Annotated in this window: 20 protein-coding genes; 4 read left to right on the top strand and 16 right to left on the bottom strand. The window is 71.2% G+C overall.

Annotated features, from left to right (window positions below; translation table 11 throughout):
• Positions 1 to 80: 80 nt before the first annotated feature.
• Positions 81 to 1,679, bottom strand: coding sequence for a Rieske 2Fe-2S domain-containing protein (locus CHC05_RS33070; RefSeq protein WP_089254569.1), 1,599 nt, complete (start codon positions 1,677 to 1,679; stop codon positions 81 to 83).
• 133 nt (positions 1,680 to 1,812) lie between these two features.
• On the opposite strand from CHC05_RS33070, the gene CHC05_RS33065 reads away from it, so the two are divergent.
• A complete protein-coding gene (locus tag CHC05_RS33065; RefSeq protein WP_089254568.1) occupies positions 1,813 to 2,037 on the top strand; it encodes a hypothetical protein in 225 nt (74 codons plus the stop codon).
• A gap of 704 nt (positions 2,038 to 2,741) precedes the next feature.
• Here the strand turns inward: CHC05_RS33065 and CHC05_RS33060 are convergent.
• From CHC05_RS33060 to CHC05_RS33015, 11 genes are all read right to left on the bottom strand, one after another.
• Positions 2,742 to 3,923 (bottom strand): DivIVA domain-containing protein, encoded by a 1,182-nt coding sequence (locus CHC05_RS33060; protein WP_089254567.1) that lies wholly within the window; start codon positions 3,921 to 3,923, stop codon positions 2,742 to 2,744.
• A gap of 43 nt (positions 3,924 to 3,966) precedes the next feature.
• Positions 3,967 to 5,085 carry a dual-specificity RNA methyltransferase RlmN gene (gene rlmN / locus CHC05_RS33055; RefSeq protein WP_089254566.1) on the bottom strand — a complete coding sequence of 373 codons (1,119 nt, stop codon included), beginning with the start codon at positions 5,083 to 5,085 and terminating at the stop codon, positions 3,967 to 3,969.
• Positions 5,086 to 5,431: 346 nt separating this feature from the next.
• Positions 5,432 to 6,583 (bottom strand): phosphatidate cytidylyltransferase, encoded by a 1,152-nt coding sequence (locus CHC05_RS33050; protein WP_089254565.1) that lies wholly within the window; start codon positions 6,581 to 6,583, stop codon positions 5,432 to 5,434.
• A gap of 116 nt (positions 6,584 to 6,699) precedes the next feature.
• Positions 6,700 to 7,257 (bottom strand): ribosome recycling factor, encoded by a 558-nt coding sequence (frr, locus tag CHC05_RS33045; RefSeq protein WP_089254564.1) that lies wholly within the window; start codon positions 7,255 to 7,257, stop codon positions 6,700 to 6,702.
• A gap of 33 nt (positions 7,258 to 7,290) precedes the next feature.
• Positions 7,291 to 8,061: a UMP kinase gene (pyrH, locus tag CHC05_RS33040; protein WP_089254563.1), complete on the bottom strand. Its 771-nt coding sequence runs from the start codon at positions 8,059 to 8,061 to the stop codon at positions 7,291 to 7,293.
• Between the two features lie 176 nt (positions 8,062 to 8,237).
• Positions 8,238 to 9,074 carry a translation elongation factor Ts gene (gene tsf / locus CHC05_RS33035; protein WP_089254562.1) on the bottom strand — a complete coding sequence of 279 codons (837 nt, stop codon included), beginning with the start codon at positions 9,072 to 9,074 and terminating at the stop codon, positions 8,238 to 8,240.
• A 69-nt stretch (positions 9,075 to 9,143) separates the two neighbouring features.
• A complete protein-coding gene (gene rpsB, locus CHC05_RS33030; protein ID WP_089254561.1) occupies positions 9,144 to 9,989 on the bottom strand; it encodes a 30S ribosomal protein S2 in 846 nt (281 codons plus the stop codon).
• Between the two features lie 458 nt (positions 9,990 to 10,447).
• Positions 10,448 to 10,651, bottom strand: a complete 204-nt coding sequence (locus CHC05_RS41025; RefSeq protein WP_144022887.1) for a hypothetical protein — start codon at positions 10,649 to 10,651, stop codon at positions 10,448 to 10,450.
• A gap of 276 nt (positions 10,652 to 10,927) precedes the next feature.
• Positions 10,928 to 12,115 (bottom strand): DNA-processing protein DprA, encoded by a 1,188-nt coding sequence (dprA, locus tag CHC05_RS33025; protein WP_089254674.1) that lies wholly within the window; start codon positions 12,113 to 12,115, stop codon positions 10,928 to 10,930.
• Complete coding sequence (locus CHC05_RS33020) at positions 12,108 to 13,640, bottom strand: YifB family Mg chelatase-like AAA ATPase (RefSeq protein WP_089254560.1); 1,533 nt, start codon at positions 13,638 to 13,640, stop codon at positions 12,108 to 12,110. Before CHC05_RS33020 ends, dprA begins: the two co-directional genes overlap by 8 nt.
• A gap of 94 nt (positions 13,641 to 13,734) precedes the next feature.
• The gene (locus CHC05_RS33015; protein ID WP_089254559.1) at positions 13,735 to 14,097 is read right to left on the bottom strand and encodes a YraN family protein; all 363 of its coding nucleotides are present in this window, start codon (positions 14,095 to 14,097) and stop codon (positions 13,735 to 13,737) included.
• A gap of 190 nt (positions 14,098 to 14,287) precedes the next feature.
• Here CHC05_RS33015 and CHC05_RS33010 point away from each other — a divergent pair, with 190 nt between their 5' ends.
• Positions 14,288 to 15,139, top strand: a complete 852-nt coding sequence (locus CHC05_RS33010) for a hypothetical protein (protein ID WP_089254558.1) — start codon at positions 14,288 to 14,290, stop codon at positions 15,137 to 15,139.
• 54 nt (positions 15,140 to 15,193) lie between these two features.
• A complete protein-coding gene (locus CHC05_RS33005) occupies positions 15,194 to 16,126 on the top strand; it encodes a tyrosine recombinase XerC (RefSeq protein WP_089254673.1) in 933 nt (310 codons plus the stop codon).
• Between the two features lie 2 nt (positions 16,127 to 16,128).
• Here the strand turns inward: CHC05_RS33005 and CHC05_RS33000 are convergent, their stop codons facing one another.
• A complete protein-coding gene (locus CHC05_RS33000; protein WP_144022886.1) occupies positions 16,129 to 16,518 on the bottom strand; it encodes a hypothetical protein in 390 nt (129 codons plus the stop codon).
• Positions 16,519 to 16,565: 47 nt separating this feature from the next.
• Positions 16,566 to 17,063, bottom strand: coding sequence for an NUDIX domain-containing protein (locus CHC05_RS32995; RefSeq protein ID WP_089254556.1), 498 nt, complete (start codon positions 17,061 to 17,063; stop codon positions 16,566 to 16,568).
• A gap of 72 nt (positions 17,064 to 17,135) precedes the next feature.
• On the opposite strand from CHC05_RS32995, the gene CHC05_RS32990 reads away from it, so the two are divergent.
• Positions 17,136 to 18,311 (top strand): aminotransferase class V-fold PLP-dependent enzyme, encoded by a 1,176-nt coding sequence (locus tag CHC05_RS32990; protein ID WP_089254555.1) that lies wholly within the window; start codon positions 17,136 to 17,138, stop codon positions 18,309 to 18,311.
• Positions 18,312 to 18,347: 36 nt separating this feature from the next.
• Here CHC05_RS32990 and CHC05_RS43540 read toward each other — a convergent pair whose 3' ends face one another.
• Together CHC05_RS43540 and CHC05_RS32980 are read right to left on the bottom strand one after the other, a co-directional pair.
• Entirely contained in the window at positions 18,348 to 19,136 is a 789-nt protein-coding gene (locus tag CHC05_RS43540) for a murein hydrolase activator EnvC family protein (RefSeq protein ID WP_245871343.1), read from the bottom strand.
• A 102-nt stretch (positions 19,137 to 19,238) separates the two neighbouring features.
• Positions 19,239 to 19,562, bottom strand: a complete 324-nt coding sequence (locus CHC05_RS32980; protein ID WP_011905215.1) for a DUF2469 domain-containing protein — start codon at positions 19,560 to 19,562, stop codon at positions 19,239 to 19,241.
• Between the last annotated feature and the right edge of the window lie 556 nt (positions 19,563 to 20,118).

The following is a 20,118-nucleotide window of genomic DNA, read 5'->3' as shown; positions in this document are numbered from 1 at the left end:
GCTGTCCGTGGGTCGGTACCGCCTGGACCGACCGGCACAGCCGCCGCTCCGGAAGCGTCAACGCCCGCGGCCGACACCGGCTAGGCCGGCGTAGCCGCCGCTTCGGGTGTGTCGCCGTCCGTGGCCGGTGCCGGTTCGCCGGCGCGGCGTGCGCGGATCTGGTGGCCGACGCCGGTGAGGCAGCGCCCGCTCGGCAGGTCGAACCGCCACCCGTGCAGCTGGCAGGTCAGCTGGTCGCCGTCGACGATGCCGAAGCGGGTGAGGTCGGCCTTCAGGTGCGGGCAGCGCCGCTGCACGACCCAGTCGCCGAGGGTGATGTCCTCGGCGTCGGTGGTGCGCTCGTGCTCGTCGTACCAGCCCTCGGCGTACTGCAGCCGCTCCTCGGACAGGCACTTGAAGAAGGCGTAGACGAACTCGTTGTACTGCCCGATCCGCGCCGCGGAGAAGCGGCACGAGAGGAACAGCGAGTTGACCCAGTCGACCTCGTCGATGAAAAGGAGGTGTTCGATGAGCGCGCGCTCGGTGCGGAAGCGGTAGCGGACCTTCTCGTCCGCGTACCGCCGGACCTCCTTGCCCGGGAAGTCCACCACGATCGACTCGACCGCGTCGCCGTCGTAGCCGACCAGGTCGAAGCGGACCGGTCCCCCGACGCCCTTGGCCAGGTAGATCGACTCTTCGAGGAGCGGCTCGATCCGCCGCTTCATCTCCTTGAGCACGTCGATCTCGGGGTGCCGCCACGACGCCTTCTCGGCCTCGATGATCGGGCGCTTGCGCTCCCGCATCTCCTCGAGGTGCGCGACCTTGTTGGCGAAGAACTCGTCGACGTCGGTCGGGTGTGTCGTCTCGATCGAGGTCTCGGTGATCTCCGAGACGCTGCCGGGCAGGAGGACGACGCCGTTGGTGCCGCCGACCTTGGCGTACTCCTTCATGAAGACCGACTGGTCCGGGAAGATGTTGCCCTCGTCGCCGAAGATGTCGTTGAACTGCCACAGCTCGTCGTCCAGGAAGCACGGCGGCCCGGCGATCGGGAAGACGTGCGACGCCTTCAGGTCGTCGATGTAGCGCCAGGTCCGGTCGAACTGCCGGTCCCGCTTCTGCTTGCCGAACGCGGTCTTGGCGGCTTGGGGCAGCTCGTAGACCATCGGGTACCAGATCGCGCCCGAGAACTGCAGCATGTGCGCGTGCACGTGGCCCAGCGACTCGAAGAGCGCCAGGTCGGTCGGCCGGGCGTCGTTCTGGTTGAGCAGCCGCACGCCGTCGTACTCGACCCACAGAGAGGAGTCACCGATCGGCCCGTCCGTCGGCGACGTCAGCGCCTGGATCATGACCTTCAGACCGCCGTCGAGCTCGAGAACCTCCTCCGACACGGTCTTGATGAAGTCAGTGAAGCCCAACTCGCGGAGCTGGTCCTCGAGCTCGCTGGTCGGGTACTCCGGCAGCAACACGCGCGCCTTCTTCGACACGAACCGCCGCAGGTGCGCGGCGTCGAAGTGGTCGCGGTGCAGGTGGCTCAGGTACAGGTAGTCGACCTGGCCGAGCGTCTCCCAGTCGAGCAGCGAGTTGTCGGGGAAGGGGAACCACGAGGCGAAATAGGCCGGATTCACCCATGGATCACACAGGATGCTCCCCGCTGGGGTGTCGATCCGCATGGAGGCATGTCCCGTCCCGGTCACTCGCACGGCAGCAAACCCCCAAGATCAAAAGCGAGTCAGGTACGGCGAAAACGCTACCCGACGAGCCGGGGTGCCCGATCCTCGACGCCACGGACGTGCCACACTGATCTCCGCACGCAGCCGAGGGAGGAGCCACGAGGTGGCAGAGCACGAGCCGGTCATCGCCCCTGACCAGAGGAAGCCGGGCCACCGCAAGGGCGGCCGGATCGGCGCGATCGTCGTCGCCATCTCACTGGTGCTGATGCAGTTCTGCAACAACGAGGTCACCGGCGTCGAGCGCATCTGGCTCAACGGCATCGCCGCCGCCCTGATCCTCGCGGTCATCGGCGACTCCGTCCTCCGCCGCAACGGCCTACGCTCCTAAAGCCGGCCCGGCCGCGTCCGGTCGGCAGCCAAACCGCGAACGATCCAGACCCGGCTTTCCCGGGTCCGTCGTGGGCGCGACCGTCGCTCCCGCCGGGGACCGCTCGCTCCGCATCGCTGCCAGGCCCGCGCCGCAAGACCAAACGCCGCGCCGATCCCGAGCGCACCAGGCGCGTCCACCTGGGATCCGCAGGGATTCCGTGCCACCTGGCGCGTCTGCTGGGCTCGGATTACCGGCGGGCGCTTCCGAGTCTCGCCGCACCGCGACGTGCCGCTCGAGCGCCCGGGCCAGACCGCAAGACCCGACCTGCCGGTGGACGCCGCCACGAAGGGCCAACCAGCGAGCTCCGCACCGCGTAGCGCACAGACGCCCTGCTCGGGCTCCCAGCACCGGACCCGCCGGTCTCCACACCCGCAACGCGCGGGCGCCGCCATCGGTCGCTCCAGCACCAGGCCCGAAGCCTCGAAGCCGGCACTGCACGCACCGCCATCGGAGACGGCCGACGGCAGCACGCTAAGCATTCGGGCCAGCGTCCGGTCCGGAAGCCGAGTCGGCGCGGAGCCGCCGGCTCGCCCGCAGAGCCCGACCGCGCTCGACCTCGATACCGCATCGCCAGAGCCGGCGGCCGCCACGCGTCCAGCCAAAGCAATCCCGCCCACCGGTCAGCGAGACCAGCGGGCGGGATGGCTGAAACAACGAGCGGCTCAGCGCCGCCGGACGATGTCGCGGATTTCCAGCAGCGCCTGCTCGACCTCGGCCTCGAAGTAGCCTCCGGGCACCAGGCCGAACTGGGCCGCGTCGAAGTCGGCGTCCGTGGTCGGGATCGGGCCGCGGCCGGTCATGCCGGTCAGTACGTCCTCGAAGAAGCGGTCGACCTGCATCGGGTCGTAGCCGCTGCCGAACCGGCGGACCTGGAACGACCGCCGCATCGAGTCGACCCGCGCGAGGTCGCTGCCGGGCGGGCCCATCAGCGGCGGGCCACCCATGCCGGGAGCGCCCATGCCGCCACCGGGCGCGCCACCCATCGCCAGGCCGGGGCCACCACCCATACCGGGACCGCCACCCATGCCAGGACCGCCGCCCATGCCGGGCCCGCCCATGCCAGGACCGCCGCCCATACCGGGACCGCCACCCATGCCGGGACCGCCACGAGGGTCACCCGGACCGCCTCGGCCCGGGTCGCCGCGCTCCGGCATCCGGATCTCCGCGGTCATGTCCATCCGGCCGCGGCGGCCGGGCTGCTCCGGGCCGTCGTAGCCGTCGTCCTGCGGCGGGAACCCGCCACCGCGCATCGCGGGCGCGCCAGGGCCAGCGCCCGGCACGGGTCCGCCACCCTGCGGGCCGTCGTAGCCGCGCGGGCCGGCGTCGAAGCCGCCACCGTACGGCGGGGGGCCGCCCGGACGCGCGTACGGGTCGTCGTTGGGGATCGGCCGCGTCGGCAGCGGGTTACCGCCCATGGCCGCGGCACGGCGGTCCGGCGGCGGGCCGAAGGACCCGGCCGGCGGCGCCGGGATCGGCGGACCGAGCTGGCCGGGCGGGCCCATCCGGTCCGGCGGACCCATCCGGTCCGGGGGACCGAGCTGGCCGGGCGGACCCATGCGGTCCGGCAGGCCCATCCGGTCGGGGCCGGAGAAGCGGCCGTTGCGCTCCTCGAGCTCGCCGACCTGCCGCTCGACGCGGTCGAGGTGCAGGTCGACCTGCCATTCGTCGTACCCGCCGAACCGGACCCGGAAGACGACGTCGTGAACCTCCTGCGCACCGACCGGCTGGCCGATCGGATCGCCGGCGAGGGTCGCCTCGACGCGGTCCAGGAAGGCGTCGACCTCGTCGACCTTGTAGCCGCGACGCAGTGCCCGACGGCGGAATCGTTGACCCTGGCTCGCCACTATGTCTCCTGGTTAGTTCGCTCGGCCGCGGCCCCGAACGCGGTCATGTCGGCACCTCGGACGCCGCGAGCTGACCGCACGCGCCGTCGATCTCGCGACCCCTGGTGTCACGCACGGTAGTCGACACGCCCGCCGCGCGCAGCCTCCGGACGAACTCGCGCTCGACCGGCTTGGCACTCGCATCCCACTTGCTGCCCGGAGTCGGGTTGAGCGGAATGAGGTTGACGTGGGCGAGCCGCCCGGCCAACAGACGCCCGAGCAGATCAGCCCGCCACGGCTGGTCGTTCACGTCTTTGATCATCGCGTATTCGACGGAAACACGGCGCCCCGTGCGATCCGCGTAATGCCACGCGGCGTCGAGCACCTCGGCCACCTTCCACCGTTGGTTGACCGGCACCAGTTCATCGCGCAGATCATCATCGGGCGCGTGCAGCGACAACGCAAGAGTCACTTGTAGGTCTTCGTCGGCCAGCTTGCGCATCGCCGGCACCAGGCCGACCGTCGAGATCGTGATGTGTCGCTGTGACAGCCCGAGACCCTCGGGCGCCGGCGAGGTCAACCGCCGCACGGCCGCCAGGACCCGGTTGTAGTTGGCCAGCGGCTCGCCCATGCCCATGAACACGATGTGCGAGAGCCGCGACGGCGACCCGGCGATCGCACCGGACGCGGCGACGCCCGCGAGGTAGACCGCCTGGTCGACGATCTCCGCGGTGGACAGGTTGCGGGTCAGCCCCGCCTGGCCGGTCGCGCAGAACGGACAGGCCATACCGCAACCGGCCTGGCTGGAGATGCAGACGGTGACGCGATCCGGATAGCCCATCAGCACGCTCTCGACGAGCGAGCCGTCGTGCAGCCGCCACAACGCCTTGCGGGTGGCGCCGTCGTCGGTGGCCATCTCCCGTACCGGTGTCAGGAGCCGCGGCAGCAGGTCGTCCGCGATCTTCGCGCGGGTCGCGGCGGGCAGGTCGGTCATCGCGTCGGGGTCGCGCACCAGCCGGCCGAAGTAATGCGTCGACAGCTGCCGCGCGCGGAACCGCGGCTCACCGAGCGCGACCAACGCGTCCTCACGGCCCGACACGTCGAGATCGGCAAGATGGCGCGGCGGCATCGCCGGCCGCCGCCCGGCGGTCGCGGCCGACTGAATGATGGGCAGGCTCGTCATGGCGGCTCAAGTCTCCCACGGCTGTTCGATCACCTTCACCTGCCCGGGTGCCGGAACAGAAATAGTGAGATCAAAAGCCAATTCATCGACGCACGTACGTCGTGGGCACGACCGTTCGCTCCCGCGCGCACCGCTTGCTGCGCTTCGCTGCCGGGTCCGCGCCACGCGAAAAGCCCGCATTTACCCCCGCATCACGATAGGCACGGCCGAAAGTGCGGGAAGGTGATGCGCGGCCGCAAGCCCTGCAAATGCCCCAATGGCCGCCGGTCGCGCAGCAATCCGCGTACACCGTTTTCGCCGGAAGTGATTTCCGAAACGTCGCTTTCCCCGCCCACCGTAGGGCGGGTCAGCGCACCGGAGCGAAGATCGCCAGCAGCAGGTAGGCGGTCGGGACCGCGAACAGGATGGAGTCGAGGCGGTCCATCAGCCCGCCGTGACCCGGGAGCAGCCGGCTCATGTCCTTGATGCCCAGGTCGCGCTTGAGCATCGACTCGCCGAGGTCGCCGAGGACCGCCGCCACACTGATGGCCGCGCCGATCAGCGCACCCCACCAGAAGTCGACACTGAGCAGGAAGTAGCAGCTCAGGGCGGTGCCGATGGCGGCTGCGACGAGCGAGCCGCCGAACCCTTCCCACGACTTCTTGGGGCTCACGCTCGGCGCCATCGGATGGCGGCCCAGGAAGACACCGGCCGCGTAGCCGCCGGTGTCGGAGAGGACGACGCCGATCAGCACGACCAGGACCCGGTCGGCGCCGTCCTGCGGCACCGCGAGCAGCGCGGCGAACCCGGCGAGGAACGGCACGTAGACCGCGATCAGGACGGACGCGGTCAGGTCCTGTTTGAAGCCCTTCGGCCCGTCGGCGAGCCGCCACACGGTCGCCGCGAGCAGCGTCGCCACCAGGCCGAGCATCAGGGCGTCGGCACCGGCGTACCAGGCCAGGCCGACCATCAGCACCCCGCCCGCGATCAGCGGGATCGCCGGCGGGTGGGCCTTGACCTGACGGAACGCGCGGCTGACCTCCCAGATGCCGACCGCGACGGCCAGCGCGAGGACGCCGAGGAAGGCGGGCTTGTACGCGTACAGCGAGACGAGCAGGACCGCACCGAGGGTGACGCCGACGCCGATCGCGGCCGGCAGGTTGCGACCGGCGCGGCTGGTCTTCTGCGCGGTCGGCGGCTTACCCGGGCCGGCGCGGCGCTTGCCGGGGCCGGGGCGACGCGGCGGCGCGGGGTCCTCGCCGGCGTCGTCGCCGCCGCCGGGCTGGTGCTGGGCGCGCGGGGTGACCAACGGGAGCTGGGCCGTTTCGGCGGTGTAGCCGTTGACGTCCTGCTCCCGACGCGGGTCCGGCTCCGGCAGTCCGATGCCGGGCTGTGTGGGGCCGGCCCACCCCGGGACATCGAGGTTGGTCGGAAACCCGGGGTCGTACTTCTCGGGCGCGACACCGGAGTGTCGCGCCCGAAGCGGATCAGCGCTCGAATAGGGGTCGGAGTAGGACATCACGCCACAATCGAGCCCGCCGTCGAACGTCTCATGTCGCCGAGCCCCCTTCGCCCATCGATCTCCTGACCAGGAGGAATCGTGCCGAGCCTACTGCACCTGCGGCATTCTCCGACTCAGACCTCGAGCAGCTCGGTCTCCTTGTGCTTGAGGAGTTCATCGATCTGGGTGACGTACCGGTGGGTCAGGTCGTCAAGGTCCTTCTCGCCCCGTCGACCGTCGTCTTCCCCGGTCTCGCCGTCTTTCACCAGCCGGTCGAGCTCTTCCTTGGCCTTGCGTCGTACGTTGCGCACCGCGATCTTGGCTTCCTCGGCCTTGTGCCGCGCCACCTTGATCATGTCGCGGCGCCGCTCCTCGGTCATCTGCGGGAGCACGATGCGCAGCTGGTTGCCCTCGTTGTTGGGGTTGACACCGAGGTCCGAGTCGCGGATCGCCTTTTCCATCGCGGCGAGCTGCGAGTTGTCGTACGGCTTGATGATCGCCATCCGAGGCTCCGGCGTGCCGACGGACGCCATCTGGGTCAGCGGCGTCGGAGTGCCGTAGTAGTCAATGATGATCTTGGAGAACATCGCGGCGTTGGCCCGACCCGTGCGGATCGCGGCGAACTCCTCCTTGGCGTGGCTGACCGCGCCATCCATCTTTTCCTCGGCCTCGAGGAGTGTGTCGTCGATCACCGGGTCCGTCGCCTCCTTCTGGGGATGTGGCTCTCAGTTGGCTGTGATCAAGGTGCCGATGCGCTCGCCGGCGACGGCCCTCATGATCGTGTCGTCGCCCTCGGCGCCGAACACCAGCATCGGCAAGCCGTTCTCCTCGCAGAGGCTGAACGCGGCGGCGTCGGCCACCCGCAGCCCACGCCGGAGCACCTCGGCGAACGTGACCGAGTCGAACTTGCTGGCCGTCGGGTCCGTACGCGGATCGGCGGTGTAGACCCCGTCGACACCGTTCTTGCTCATCAACACCACGTCGGCACGGATCTCCAGCGCACGCTGGGCGGCGACGGTGTCGGTGGAGAAGTAGGGCATACCGGCGCCCGCACCGAAGATGACCACGCGGCCCTTCTCCAGGTGCCGGATCGCCCGCAGCGGGATGTACGGCTCGGCGACCTGCGCCATCGTGATCGCGCTCTGCACGCGGGTCTCGATGCCCTCCTTCTCCAGGAAGTCCTGGAGGGCCAGGCAGTTCATGACGGTGCCGAGCATGCCCATGTAGTCGGCCCGGGCGCGGTCCATGCCGCGCTTCTGCAGCTCGGCACCCCGGAAGAAGTTGCCACCACCGACGACGACGGCGACCTGGACGCCGCGGCGGACCACGGAGGCGATCTGGCGGGCGACGGCCTGCACCACGTCGGGGTCGACACCGACCATGCCACCGCCGAAGACCTCACCGGACAGCTTGAGTACGACCCGGCGGGGCCGGCCCGGAGGAGGTGCGGTGGGATCCTCGACCACCTGCGTCGACTCGCCTGCCACGTCCGTCATCCGACCGCCTCTCGCCTCGGCACCCCGTCGGTGCGCATCGCTTCCCGGCACCGATCTCCGGTGCCCGTCGCCGCGGCACCGATCCGGTGCCGCCTGGAGCGTGTTGCCCACGCGGGCCACCGGCGCCCCCAGCCGGTGGCGCGCCCCCGCCCGACGGACGGGGGCGCGGCAGCCGGTCAGGCCTGGCCGACCTCGAAGCGGACGAACCGCGTCACCTCGATGCCGGCTTCGCCGACGACCTGCTTGACGGACTTCTTGTTGTCAGCGACCGAAGCCTGCTCGAGCAGCACGAAGTCCTTGAAGAAGGCGTTGGTGCGACCCTCGACGATCTTCGGCAGCGCGGCCTCGGGCTTGCCCTCTTCGCGGGCGGTCTCCTCGGCGATGCGGCGCTCGGACTCGACGACGTCGGCCGGCACCTCGTCACGCGTGAGGTACTTCGGACGCATCGCGGCGATCTGCATCGCCACGCCACGCGCGTCGGCGTCGGCGGCCTCGTCGCTCTTGCCGGTGTACTGCACGAGCACGCCCACCGCGGGCGGCAGGTCCTGGCTCTTGCGGTGCAGGTAGACGCCGACGGAGCCGCTGTCGTCAAGGACGGCGAAGCGGTTGAGCACCAGCTTCTCGCCGATCTTGGCCGAAGCCTCCTGGACGGTGTCGGCGACGGTGCGGCCGTCGGCGAGCTTGCTCGCCAGCAGCGCCTCGACGTCGGTGACACCGGCGGCCTCGGCGTGCTCGACGAGCTGCTGCGCGAGCGCGACGAAGTCGGCGTTCTTGGCGACGAAGTCGGTCTCGCAGTTGAGCTCGAGCAACGCCCGGCCGGAGTGCGCCACCAGACCGTTGGCGGCGGTACGCCCGGCGCGCTTGCCGACGTCCTTCGCACCCTTGATCCGCAGCACCTCGACGGCCTTGTCGAAATCGCCGTCGGCCTCGGTGAGCGCCTTCTTGCTGTCCATCATGCCGGCGCCGGTGAGATCGCGGAGCTTCTTGACGTCCGCGGCGGTGAAGTCAGCCATGACTCTCTCTTTTGATGGTTAGTGGGGGTCGTGGCCGGGCCCGCCCGGTAGGGCGGGCCCGGGGCCAGCTCATTCCGCGGCGACGGTTGCGGTCTCGTCGGCGGGCTTCTCGTCGGCCTTCTTGTCCGCGCCCTCGAGGAGCTCGCGCTCCCACTCGGCCAGCGGCTCGTCGGTGCCGACGACACCCGGCTCCGGCTTGTCGTCGCCGCCACGCTGACCACGGCCCGAGCGGGCGATCAGACCATCGGCGACGGCGGCCGCGACGACCTTGGTCAGCAGCTCGGCCGACCGGATCGCGTCGTCGTTACCCGGGATCGGGAAGTCGACCTCGTCGGGGTCGCAGTTGGTGTCGAGCACCGCGATGACCGGAATGCCCAGCTTGCGGGCCTCGTCAACCGCGATGTGCTCCTTCTTGGTGTCGACGATCCACACGGCGGCCGGGATCTTCTGCATGTCGCGCAGGCCGCCCAGGGTGCGGGTCAGCTTGATCTTCTCGCGCGAGAGCTGCAGGGTCTCCTTCTTGGTGTAGCCGGCGGCGGTGCCGCTGAGGTCGCCGAGCGCCTCGAGCTCCTTCATCCGCTGCAGCCGCTTGTAGACCGTCTGGAAGTTGGTGAGCATGCCGCCCAGCCAGCGGTGGTTCACGTAGGGCATGCCGACCCGCGAGGCCTGCTCCGCGATCGCTTCCTGCGCCTGCTTCTTCGTGCCGACGAACAGCACGCTTCCACCCTCGGCGACGGTGGTGCGGATGTACTCGTACGCCTTCTCGATGTAGTCGAGAGTCTGGCGCAGGTCGATGATGTAAATACCGTTACGCTCGGTGAAGATGAAGCGCTTCATCTTCGGGTTCCAGCGCCGGGTCTGGTGCCCGAAGTGGACACCGCTCTCCAGCAGCTGACGCATGGTCACGACGGCCATGGTGGGGTACTCCTCGTGTTGTCCCTGGTTGTCACGCCGGCCGGGCGGCCGAGCGTCCTGGCGCCCGGTCGACGGTCATGGTGGGCCCAATCAAAATCAGGACCAGGGGACCGTCGCTCACCTCGAGCCACAAGGACGCGAACGCGAGAAGGGCGCGCGAGGTCGACCGCCCTGCGGCGGTCGCCAAAACCCAAGTGTACGCCGTCTGCGGTCGCCACCCTTCCCCACCTCCACGGACCCTTCCACCACGACAATCAATCGCCGTTGCGTCGGTTATATGGCTGGTTGTCAGTTGCGATCGATTCGCTCCATTCGCCAAGATCCAGATTCCGTGGCTGCGATGGGTGACAGCGCCAACTGCTGCCGCTCTGACCCGACGCCGTCCCACCGCTCGCGCCCGACACGGCCACCCCAGCCGAGGCGTGCGGACCCAGGCAGCGCCAACCCAGCCCGGGTCGTCAGGGCGGCGGGGTCGGGTCGGGGAGGTCGGCGAGTTCTCGATCCAGGTGCGCGAGCTTGGTGGCATGGCGCAGTTCGAGGCCGGCTCCGCGGGTCGCGGCGAAGGCAGCCCTGCACCTGTGGCGTTCCGACCTTCGTCGGGCGGCAGCGTCCACGCCCGCCCGCAGGCGCTCATTCATCTCGTCCTCCGTCGGATAGGTCATCGCGCGTACTCCTTGACTCCGGATGAAGGGCCTCGGGCGAGGGAGGCCGAGCCACGCACACAAGCTCGATCACCTCGACGATCACCGCCCGCGCCGCCAGCACACGGACCGCCAACCACCGCGGGCAACGGAGACCGCCCACCCGCAGCCGGGCAGCTCGGTGCGCGCCCGCGAGACCGGCGTCGGACGCCGCCATGGAGGCTCGGGGCGGCGGGAAGCGAGCGGGACGGGGGCGGAGCCATCCGCATGCGCCCGCGAAGTCCGCGTTGGGCGCTGTCATGGCGGCCCCGGGCGGCGGAGGGCGAGTGGGACGAGGCCGTAACCGCCCGCGCGGCGGGCGACGAAGCCCAGCGTTTCCAGCAGCGTGAGCTTGCGCAGGGTCGTGCGGATGTCGACGCCCGCCCGGACGGCCAGCGCGTCCGGTGTGATCGCGCCGCGCCGAGGCATCGACTCCAGCACGAAGGTCGCCTGGTCGTCGAGCTGGTCGCGTGGCTGTTCTGGGCCTTGCGCCACCGGGGCCAGGTCGGCGCCGATCCGGCCGACCTCTTCCAGGACGTGCGCGACGTTGGTGACCAGCCGCGCGCCGTCGTGCTGGCGCAGGATCTCGTGGCAGCCGACCGACATGGCCGACGTGACCGGCCCGGGCACGACCATGGCCGGACGGCGCAGAGCGAGCGCACGCCGCACGGTCTGGGTGGCTCCGCTGCGCGCGGCGGCCTCGACCAGGACCGTGCCCCGGGTGGCCGCGGCGATCACCCGGTTGCGGATGAGGAAGCGCGGCCGCAGTGGGTCGGCGCCCGGTGGCCACTCGCTGACCAGCAGGCCGGTGTCGGCGATGCGGTCGAACAGGGCCGTGTTGGCGACCGGGTAGGCGCGCTCGATGCCGCACGCGAGCACCGCCACGGTCAGCCCGCCGACGGCCAGGGCACCCCGATGCGCGGCCGCGTCGATGCCGAACGCACCGCCCGACACCACCGTCCACTCGCGTTCGGCCAGGCCGTAGGCGAGGTCCGTGGCGACGTGCTCGCCGTACTGGGTCGCCGCCCGCGAGCCCACGATCGCGACCGAGCGGTCGAACGCCTCGGCCAGCGGCCAGGTCCCGCGCACCCAGAAACACAACGGCGGCGCCAGCTCACGGTCGACCCGGCGGTCGGTGCCGGCGAGTCGGACGTGTTCGAGCCCGGCGAGCTGCGCGGGCCACTCGTCGTCTTCCGGGATCACCACGCGGGCCCCGAGCCGGCCCCCCGTCGCCAGCGCGGCCTCGGCCGCCGGGCGGGGGTCGCCGGCGGCCAGGCGGGCGCGGACGGCGTCGCGGGCCGCGTCGTCCGGGATCTCGCCCGCCAACGCCATCGACAGCGCGTCGTGCGGGCCGTGCCGGGCGACCAGCCGGTGCACCGCCCGGGTGCCGGGCTCGGCGAGCAGGGTCAGCGCGACCCGGGCCAGCCGGAGGTCGGGCTCAGCCATCGAACCGCCTCCCGCCACCCGTACGGAGCGCCAGCGCCTCGTCGACGTCGTCAACGTTCGGCCGGTCGCGGCCGTCGAGATCGGCGATCGACCAGGCCAGCCGGAGGACCCGGTCGAAGCCCCGGGCCGACAACGACCCGCTGTCGAGCCGCCGGCGCAACGGCTGGGTGTCGCGCGGCGGCAACCGCCAGGGTGGCTGGCGCAGGCGCGGGCCGGGCACTTCGGCGTTGACCCGCCAGCGCTCGGCCGACCAGCGCGCGGACGCGGCCGCCCGGGCCTTGGCCACCCGCTCGGCCACGTCGGCCGACGGCTCGCCACCGCCGCTGGTGACGAACAGGTCGGCGGCGGTGACCGGCATCAGCTCGATCTGGACGTCGATGCGGTCGAGCAGCGGCCCCGACAGCCGGCCCAGGTAGCGGCGCCGGGCCAGCGGCGTGCACTCGCAGTGCGCGTCTCCCTGCGGCTTGGCACAGGGGCAGGGGTTGGCCGCGACGACGAGCTGGACCCTGGCCGGGTATTCGGTCGTGCCGCCCGTGCGGCTCAGCAGCACCCGGCCGGACTCCAGCGGCTGGCGGAGCGCCTCGAGCGCCCTGGCGGCGAATTCGGGGGCTTCGTCTAGAAACAGGACGCCTCGATGCGCCAGCGAGACCGCGCCCGGTCGGGCCAGACCGGAGCCGCCACCGACCAGCGCGGCGAGCGTCGCCGAATGGTGCGGAGCCTGGAACGGCGGGCGACGCACCAGGCGACCGCCCTCGGGCAGCAACCCGGCCACCGAGTGCAACGCCGAGACCTCGAGGGCGGCGTCGTCGTCAAGCGCAGGCAGCAGCGACGGCAACCGCTCGGCGAGCATCGTTTTCCCAGCACCTGGCGGACCGAAGAGGGCCACGTGATGTCCGCCGGCGGCAGCCACCTCGATCGCGCGCCGGCCCATTGCCTGGCCCGCGATGTCGGCCAGGTCGAGCATCGGCGGCTCGGGTGGCGGGTGGTCGGAGGGCGGGTCGAGCAACGCGCCACCGGTGCGGACGTAGGCCACCAGCCGGTGCAGGGTCTCGACCGCCTTGACCGTGACGCCCGGCACGACCGCGGCCTCGGCCGCGTTGGCCAGCGGCACCACCGCGCGGTTGATGCCGGCGCGCAGGGCCGCGACGACCATCGGCAACACCCCGCGCACGGGGCGCACGCTGCCGTCGAGACCTAGCTCACCCAGGATCACGACACCGTCGAGGGCAGCTAGCGGTAGCTCGCCGGCCGCCCCCAACAGTGCCGCCGCGATGCCCATGTCGAAGGCAGAGCCGTATTTGGGCAGGGTCGCGGGCAGCAGGTTGACGGTGATGCGCCGGTTGGGCCAGCGCTCACCGGAGTTGACAACCGCCGCTCGTACCCGGTCGCGGGCTTCGTTGAGAGCCGTGTCCGGCAGCCCGGACATCACGACGGCGGGCAGCCCGGCGGAGAGGTCGGCCTCGACCTCGACCAGGTGTCCGGTGACACCGACCAACCCGACGGACAGCACCTTCGCGTAGCTCACGAGGTACGACGGTGCCGGGCGGAGGCATGATCCCGCTCGACGCCTGTGGACAACTCTCGGTTGTGGACAACGCACACGCCGTGCCCGGACTGTGCTAGAAGGCGCCACGGATGTGGTCTATCTCGACGTTGCCCGGACGACGGACCAGGACGGCGATCACGTCGAACCGGATCTCGCGCGGATGCGCGTTGGTGTGCAGGGCCAGCCACCGCGCCCCGAGCCTGCGCAGGCGGCGCGCCTTGGCCGCCACCACCGCCTCGGCCGGCACACCGAAGCCGAGCCCGCGCCGGGTCTTCACCTCGCAGAAGACCAGTGCGTCGCCGTCCCACGCGATGATGTCGATCTCACCGAGCGGGCAGCGCCAGTTGCGCGCGACGATCCGGAAGCTCTCGTCGGCCAGGTGCTGCGCCGCCCGCCGTTCACCCCACGCGCCGAATGCCTGTCGTACCACCGTCATGGGCCGACGATGCGTGACCAACAGGTGAGACCGCACCCTCCCCTGTGGACAACGATGGCCTGTGGAAACCGGCGCCCAGCACCACGGAGCGTGATACATCACTCCACCGGGACCGGAATCGCCGCGCTTAAACTCGCATTTCGGATACCCGGCTGGCCGGTTCCGAGGAACCTCAATTACCGTGCGGCGCGTGGACGGACGACGCGGGTACCCGGACGACGAGCAGCAACAGCGCTGGACCGATGACGACCAGGGCACGGGCGGTGGCGGCTGGCGCGAGGGTGGCTACCCCCGCGAGGCCGGCGGCGACCGCGGTGCCGAGCCGTCGTTCAACGGGTTCGTGAGCGGCTACGGCGGCGCACCGGGCGATCCGCGGTGGAGCGGCGACGGCCCGCCGGACCAGCCGTCGTGGAACACCTCCGCGCGCCCGTTGCCGGCCGACGGCATGCGGCGCCCGATGGACGACGGACCCCCGAGGTTGTACGCGGTCGACCCGAGCGCCCCGGCGACGGGCGAGATGCCCCGTTCCGTGCCGATGGAGCCGCACATCCCGGTCGGCGAGCCGGTGCCGCCGCCGCTGTCGCTCCCCGAACCAGGGCCGGGCGGACCGGGTCTGCCCGCCGACGGTCTGAACGCGCCCACGGGCCTGATGCCGCCCATCGCACCGCGGGACGAGACCCAGCGCTTCCCGACCGAGCCGATGCGCCGCCCGGGTGCCGCACCCGGTGCGCCCGCCGACGGCGTCTACCGCACGCGCCGGCCGGGCCTGTTGCTGATCTACGGCGTGGTCACCGCCATCTTCGAGATCGGCGCACTGCGGATCTTCTTCGACTCGATGTTCAGCGGCGACCTGGTCATCGCGGGCATCGTCTCCGGAATGCTGCTGATCGCCGGCCTCCCCCTGCTCGCGGCCGGCCTCTACGCCGCCACGACGGGTGGTGCGCGGGCCGCCGAGGGCCCGGGCGGCTGGCTGCGCCCACCGGCCGTTTACCTCGTCGTCGGCCTCGGCCTGATCATCGCCGCCGGATTAGCGGCCGCCTGACAACGACGGCGCGGCGGCTTGACGTGAGGTCCGACGGCGGTGACCGTCGCGGTGATGGCCCGATCGACGCAGGCACTCCACGAGTCGCTTCCGCCCGCGATGCGCGAGGCGGTCGACGAGTTCGCGCGGCACCTGGCACAGGTCGAGAATCGATCGGCCCACACCGTACGCGCGTACGTCGGCGATGTCGTCTCGTTGCTCGACCACGCCGTGCGGATGGGCGGCGCGACCCCGGGCGACCTCGACCTCGCCGTGCTGCGCAGTTGGCTGGCCCGCCTGCGTACGCTCGGCGGCGCCCGTGCCTCCCTGGCCCGCAGGGCCGCCGCGGCCCGCACGTTCAGCGCGTGGGCGCACCGCGGCGGGCTGCTGGACAGCGATGTCGGCGCCCAACTCGCCACGCCCAAGGCGAACCGCGACCTGCCCGCCGTGCTGCGCGCCGACCAGGCGACCGAGCTCGTGCTGGCACCGGGTGACGAGGCCGCGCCGACGCTGCTGCGCGACCGCGCGGTGTTGGAGCTGCTGTACGCCACCGGCATCCGGGTCAGCGAGCTGTGCGGACTGGACCGGGCCGACGTCGACGCCGGCCGTCGCGTGGTCCGGGTGCTCGGCAAGGGCAACAAGGAACGCTCGGTCCCTTATGGACAACCGGCGCAGGAGGCGGTCGACGACTGGCTCCGGTTGGGCCGGTCCGCGCTGTCCACGCCCGCCAGCGCCGACGCGTTGTTCCTCGGCGCGCGGGGTGGCCGCCTGCAGGCGACGGTGGTGCGGCGGCTCGTCAGCGGGTACGCCCGAGCGTCCGGCCTCCCCCACACCACGCCGCACGGTCTCCGCCACTCGGCCGCCACCCACCTGCTGGAGGGCGGTGCCGACCTGCGGGCGGTGCAGGAGCTGCTCGGGCACGCGTCACTCGCCACGACGCAGATCTACACACACGTCTCCATGGAGCGCCTGCGCGCCGCCTACCGCCAGGCCCACCCGCGCGCCTGACCTCACCACGTCGCGTCGGCTAAGAACCCGAGCGGCAACAGGAGCAGCGCGCCGCAGGTCACACCGAGGATGACCGGTGCGCGGGCGGCGGCCCGGGTCGGCGCGAGCGCCAAGGGGATGACGGCCGCCAGATGCACGCAGGCGAGGAAGTAGAACAACACGCTGAACGGCACGAGCGCCGCGATCGCCAAACCGATCGCGACCTGGAAACCGCGCGGCGGGCGGATGACGGCCGGCAGGGCGGTGGCCAGGACGGGGATGGCGAGGAACGGAGTGAGTTCCGGCCAGTCCGGCGCGATAACGGCGGCGATGCTGGCGCAGTATCCGGCGGCGAGCCACGCAAGGGCCCGCTGCCCGGGCGTCGAATAGGGAAGTTGAACACGTTCAAGCACGATCGCGACGGTACGCCCTCCCGCCTTGTCCATCGTGCGGGGTGGGGTCAGGCGGAGATTCGGTCCGAAAGGTAGCGGGTCAGGACTCGGGCGTGCAGGTCGAAGGCCAGGTCGGTGGTGTCGCGCGTGACCTGCCAGCCGGCGACCTCGGCGTTCGGGGTCGACGCCGGCAGCGCCGCCGCGGTCGTCGCCGGGAGCAGGCCGAAGATGAGCACCGTGCCGTCCGGGGCGCTGTGCACGTCGAAGAGTGACACGTCGGAATCCGCGACCACGATCCCGGTCTCCTCAAACAGCTCGCGGGTCACCGCCCGCTGCCATGACTCGCCGTGGTCGACGAAGCCGCCCGGCAAGGCCAGCAGGCCCACGCGCGGCGGGATCGCCCGCCGGATGACCAGCACGCCGTCGTCGACCGGCAGCACCGCGACCGCGACCGGGACCGGGTTGCGGTACGTGGTCTCGCCGCACGCCGCGCAGACCCGCGGCCAGGGCTGGTCGGGCGCGTAGGCGGCGCCACAGAACGAGCAGTGCGCGTCGCGGGAGGCCATTCACGAAGCCTACGGCGGACCCGGCCCCGATCAGCGGGACGACTCGTACGATCATCGGTATGAGGTCCACGCGTGGTTGAGCCGCAACCGCCCACCCCGATCCCCGGTGCCCGGCTGCTCTTCTCGCTCGACCCGGGCGTGGCACATCTCAACCACGGCTCGTTCGGCGCGGTGCCGATCAACGTGCAACGCGCTCAGCAGCGCCTACGCGACGAGGTCGAGAGCAACCCGCTGCGGTTCTTCGACCGTGGCTTCTTCGACCGCATCGCGCACACCCGGCGGCACCTCGCGACGTTCCTCGGCGCCGACCCGGACCGCACCGCGCTGGTCGGCAACGCGACCACCGGCATCGCGATCGCGCTCCAGTCGCTGCGGCTGCGGCCCGGCGACGAGATCCTGACCACCAGCCACGGGTACGGGTCGATCTCATACGCCGTCGAGCGCGAGTGCGCCCGCACTGGTGCCACGGCCGGCCTGGTCACGCTGCCGCTGCGGGCGAGCGAGACCGAGGTCGTGGCGCGGATCCGCGCCGCGTTGCGTCCGGACCGCACCCGGCTGCTGATCGTCGACCAGGTCACGTCGTCGACCGCGTACCAGCTTCCCGTCGCGACCATCGCCACCGTCGCGGCCCGGCTGGGCGTGGCGGTGCTCGTGGACGGTGCCCACGCCCCCGGCATGCTGCCGGTCGAGGTCGACCGCATCGGCGCCGACTTCTGGGTGGGCAACTTCCACAAATGGGCGTACGCGCCGCGCGGCACCGCCGTGCTCAGCGTCGCCGAGCGCTGGGTCGACCAGATCGAGCCGCTCGTCGTGTCGTGGCTCCAGCCGAAGGGCTTCCCCGACAACGTCGAGTTCCAGGCGACGCTGGACTACACGCCGTGGCTGGCCGCGCCGGTCGGCCTGTTCACCCTGCGCGGCCTCGGCATCGACCGCGTGCGTGAGCACAACGCGGCCCTCGCCGCCTACGGGCAGCGGGTGATCGGCACGGCCCTGGGCCTGACACCGGAGGAGCTGCCCGACCCGGGCGGCCCCGACGTGCCCATGCGCCTCCTACCCTTACCCGAGGGCGTCGCCACCACCCAACCCGATGCCGTCACCCTGCGGGAGCGGATCTCCGACGAGCTCAAGACCGAGGTCAGCCTCAACGCCTGGAACGGCCGTGGCTGGCTGCGGATCTGCGGCCAGGTCTACAACCAAGCCGCCGAGTACGACCGCTTCGCCGAACGCCTCCCCTCCCTTCTCCGATAACCGCCCGCCAGCGCCGGCCCTACCGATCGGCGGGGTCTAGATGGGCAACAGCCGGACCCGGAAGCCAAGTAGGAGCATCGGGTCGAGATACTCGCCGTCCCGACGTAGGCCCCAGTGCAGGCAGGCCGGTGCGGGACACCCCGCGTGCCCGGGCGCGACCATCCCGATCGGGTCGCCGGCCGCGACGTGGTCGCCCTTACGGACCGCCGGGATCAGTGGCTCGTAGGTGGTGCGCAGCCCACCCGCGTGCTCGATGCTGACGACCTGCCGGTTGATCACGGTGCCGGCGAAGACGACCTCGCCAGAGCCGGCCGCCCACACGGTGGCGCCGGGCACCGAGGCCAGGTCGACGCCGCGATGACCCGGCCGCCAGGGTCTGGGCGGCCCGTCGAACCGCCGAGTGACCCGCAGCGGCGGGGCGACCGGCGGCCTGAACCGACCAACAGGTGCCGCCACCATAGAAAGAACAGGCGGACCCGGCTCGCTCAGGTCAGGCGCCCGACCACGCGATCGAGCAAACAACGGGAGTGCTCCACGCGACCGGCCGAGCAACGTGGCCGACGATCGCGACGTGAACTCGTTAGGCGCGAGGTCCGCCGATAGCGGCGGCATGGCCAAGGGCGAGTAGGCGGCCGCCACGGTGACCGCCGGGCCGGCCCGGACCGCCGCCGGAAATCCTCTGGCCAACGCGGCGCCGACCGCCGGCCCGAACCTGGCCGCGGAGGGCGAGGCCAGCCTCCCGACCGGCACGAGGATCGCGATCGCGACCACCAGCACGACGGCAGCGAGATACAGCGTGGCGTTACGGAGTGCGTACCGATTCATGCATGGCAGCCTCGTCGTGGCCAGGGGGAGCGGCAACGGCGCGTACGGCGGCCTGTGGATTGTGGATAACGCCCGCCGGGGGTGGCGTTGTGGTAGGCGTCGTCAGCTGCCGAAGCCGGAGTCGGCCGGGAGGGAGATGTCGGGCTTCTCGAGCTCTTCGACGTTGACGTCCTTGAAGGTCATCACTCGGACATTCTTGACGAAGCGGGCAGGACGGTACATATCCCAGACCCAGGCGTCGTGCATCTCGACCTCGAAGTAGACCTCGCCGTCCGAGTTGCGGACGTGCAGGTCGACCTGGTTGGCGAGGTAGAAGCGGCGCTCCGTCTCGACGACATAAGAGAATTGGCGGACGATATCGCGGTATTCCCGGTAGAGCTGCAGCTCCATCTCGGTCTCGTATTTCTCGAGATCCTCTGCGCTCATCGCTCTCCGCCCTTCATGGCACCATCTTCCCCCACCGGCGTGGGCGGCCGAAGCCGCTCGCCGGACGCCACGCCGACGGTACCCCCTGGGGACTCCGCGCGCCCTACCGGATCCCGACGGGCTCGAACGTCACCCGAAGGGCAGGTTGGACGAGGCCCGAAGCATCAAGATCAGGTCGTGATACAGACCACTTTCTCAACGTCATACAACCCGGCTTTCCCGGGTTCGCGGTGGCCCGGACCGTTGCTCATTGGGTGATCCTGGTGCTGCCTGGTTGTTGGATGGCCGGGTAGCACCTGGGCCGTTAGATCATCGCCAACCGTTGCAGCCCCCGGTTTGAGGGCCTGCGGGAGTTTCCGCGGGGTCTGGCGGTCCGGGACATCCCGACTGGCAACAGGGCTACTGCGCCGTTGAGCGCCCGTCAATGAGCGTCCGGCGGTGATGTCCCGAACCACCAGGTGCTTCCCCACTGGGTTGAGCAGCGGAGGAGCTTGGGTTGAGTGTGACTGATGACGGCGGCGCGGCGCGAGCGGTGAGGGTCGGTGTCGACTGGGCC

It is taken from the genome of Asanoa hainanensis, from assembly GCF_900188485.1.
In the GTDB taxonomy this organism is placed as follows: Bacteria; Actinomycetota; Actinomycetes; order Mycobacteriales; family Micromonosporaceae; genus Asanoa; species Asanoa hainanensis.
Note: the sequence above shows the minus strand (reverse complement) of the source record. Positions and strands in the feature narration are given on the sequence as shown.

Bases quoted from the DNA above. Each gene is read 5' to 3' on its own strand.
- CHC05_RS33050 (WP_089254565.1), bottom strand. From the start codon at position 6,583: ATGTCCTACTCCGACCCCTATTCGAGCGCTGATCCGCTTCGGGCGCGA.
- pyrH (WP_089254563.1), bottom strand. From the start codon at position 8,061: ATGACGGACGTGGCAGGCGAGTCGACGCAGGTGGTCGAGGATCCCACC.
- CHC05_RS32995 (WP_089254556.1), bottom strand. From the start codon at position 17,063: ATGGCCTCCCGCGACGCGCACTGCTCGTTCTGTGGCGCCGCCTACGCG.
- dprA (WP_089254674.1), bottom strand. From the start codon at position 12,115: ATGGCTGAGCCCGACCTCCGGCTGGCCCGGGTCGCGCTGACCCTGCTC.
- CHC05_RS41025 (WP_144022887.1), bottom strand. From the start codon at position 10,651: ATGACCTATCCGACGGAGGACGAGATGAATGAGCGCCTGCGGGCGGGC.
- CHC05_RS33015 (WP_089254559.1), bottom strand. From the start codon at position 14,097: ATGACGGTGGTACGACAGGCATTCGGCGCGTGGGGTGAACGGCGGGCG.
- rpsB (WP_089254561.1), bottom strand. From the start codon at position 9,989: ATGGCCGTCGTGACCATGCGTCAGCTGCTGGAGAGCGGTGTCCACTTC.
- CHC05_RS32980 (WP_011905215.1), bottom strand. From the start codon at position 19,562: ATGAGCGCAGAGGATCTCGAGAAATACGAGACCGAGATGGAGCTGCAG.
- CHC05_RS33005 (WP_089254673.1), top strand. From the start codon at position 15,194: ATGGCCCGATCGACGCAGGCACTCCACGAGTCGCTTCCGCCCGCGATG.
- tsf (WP_089254562.1), bottom strand. From the start codon at position 9,074: ATGGCTGACTTCACCGCCGCGGACGTCAAGAAGCTCCGCGATCTCACC.
- CHC05_RS43540 (WP_245871343.1), bottom strand. From the start codon at position 19,136: ATGAATCGGTACGCACTCCGTAACGCCACGCTGTATCTCGCTGCCGTC.
- rlmN (WP_089254566.1), bottom strand. From the start codon at position 5,085: ATGACGAGCCTGCCCATCATTCAGTCGGCCGCGACCGCCGGGCGGCGG.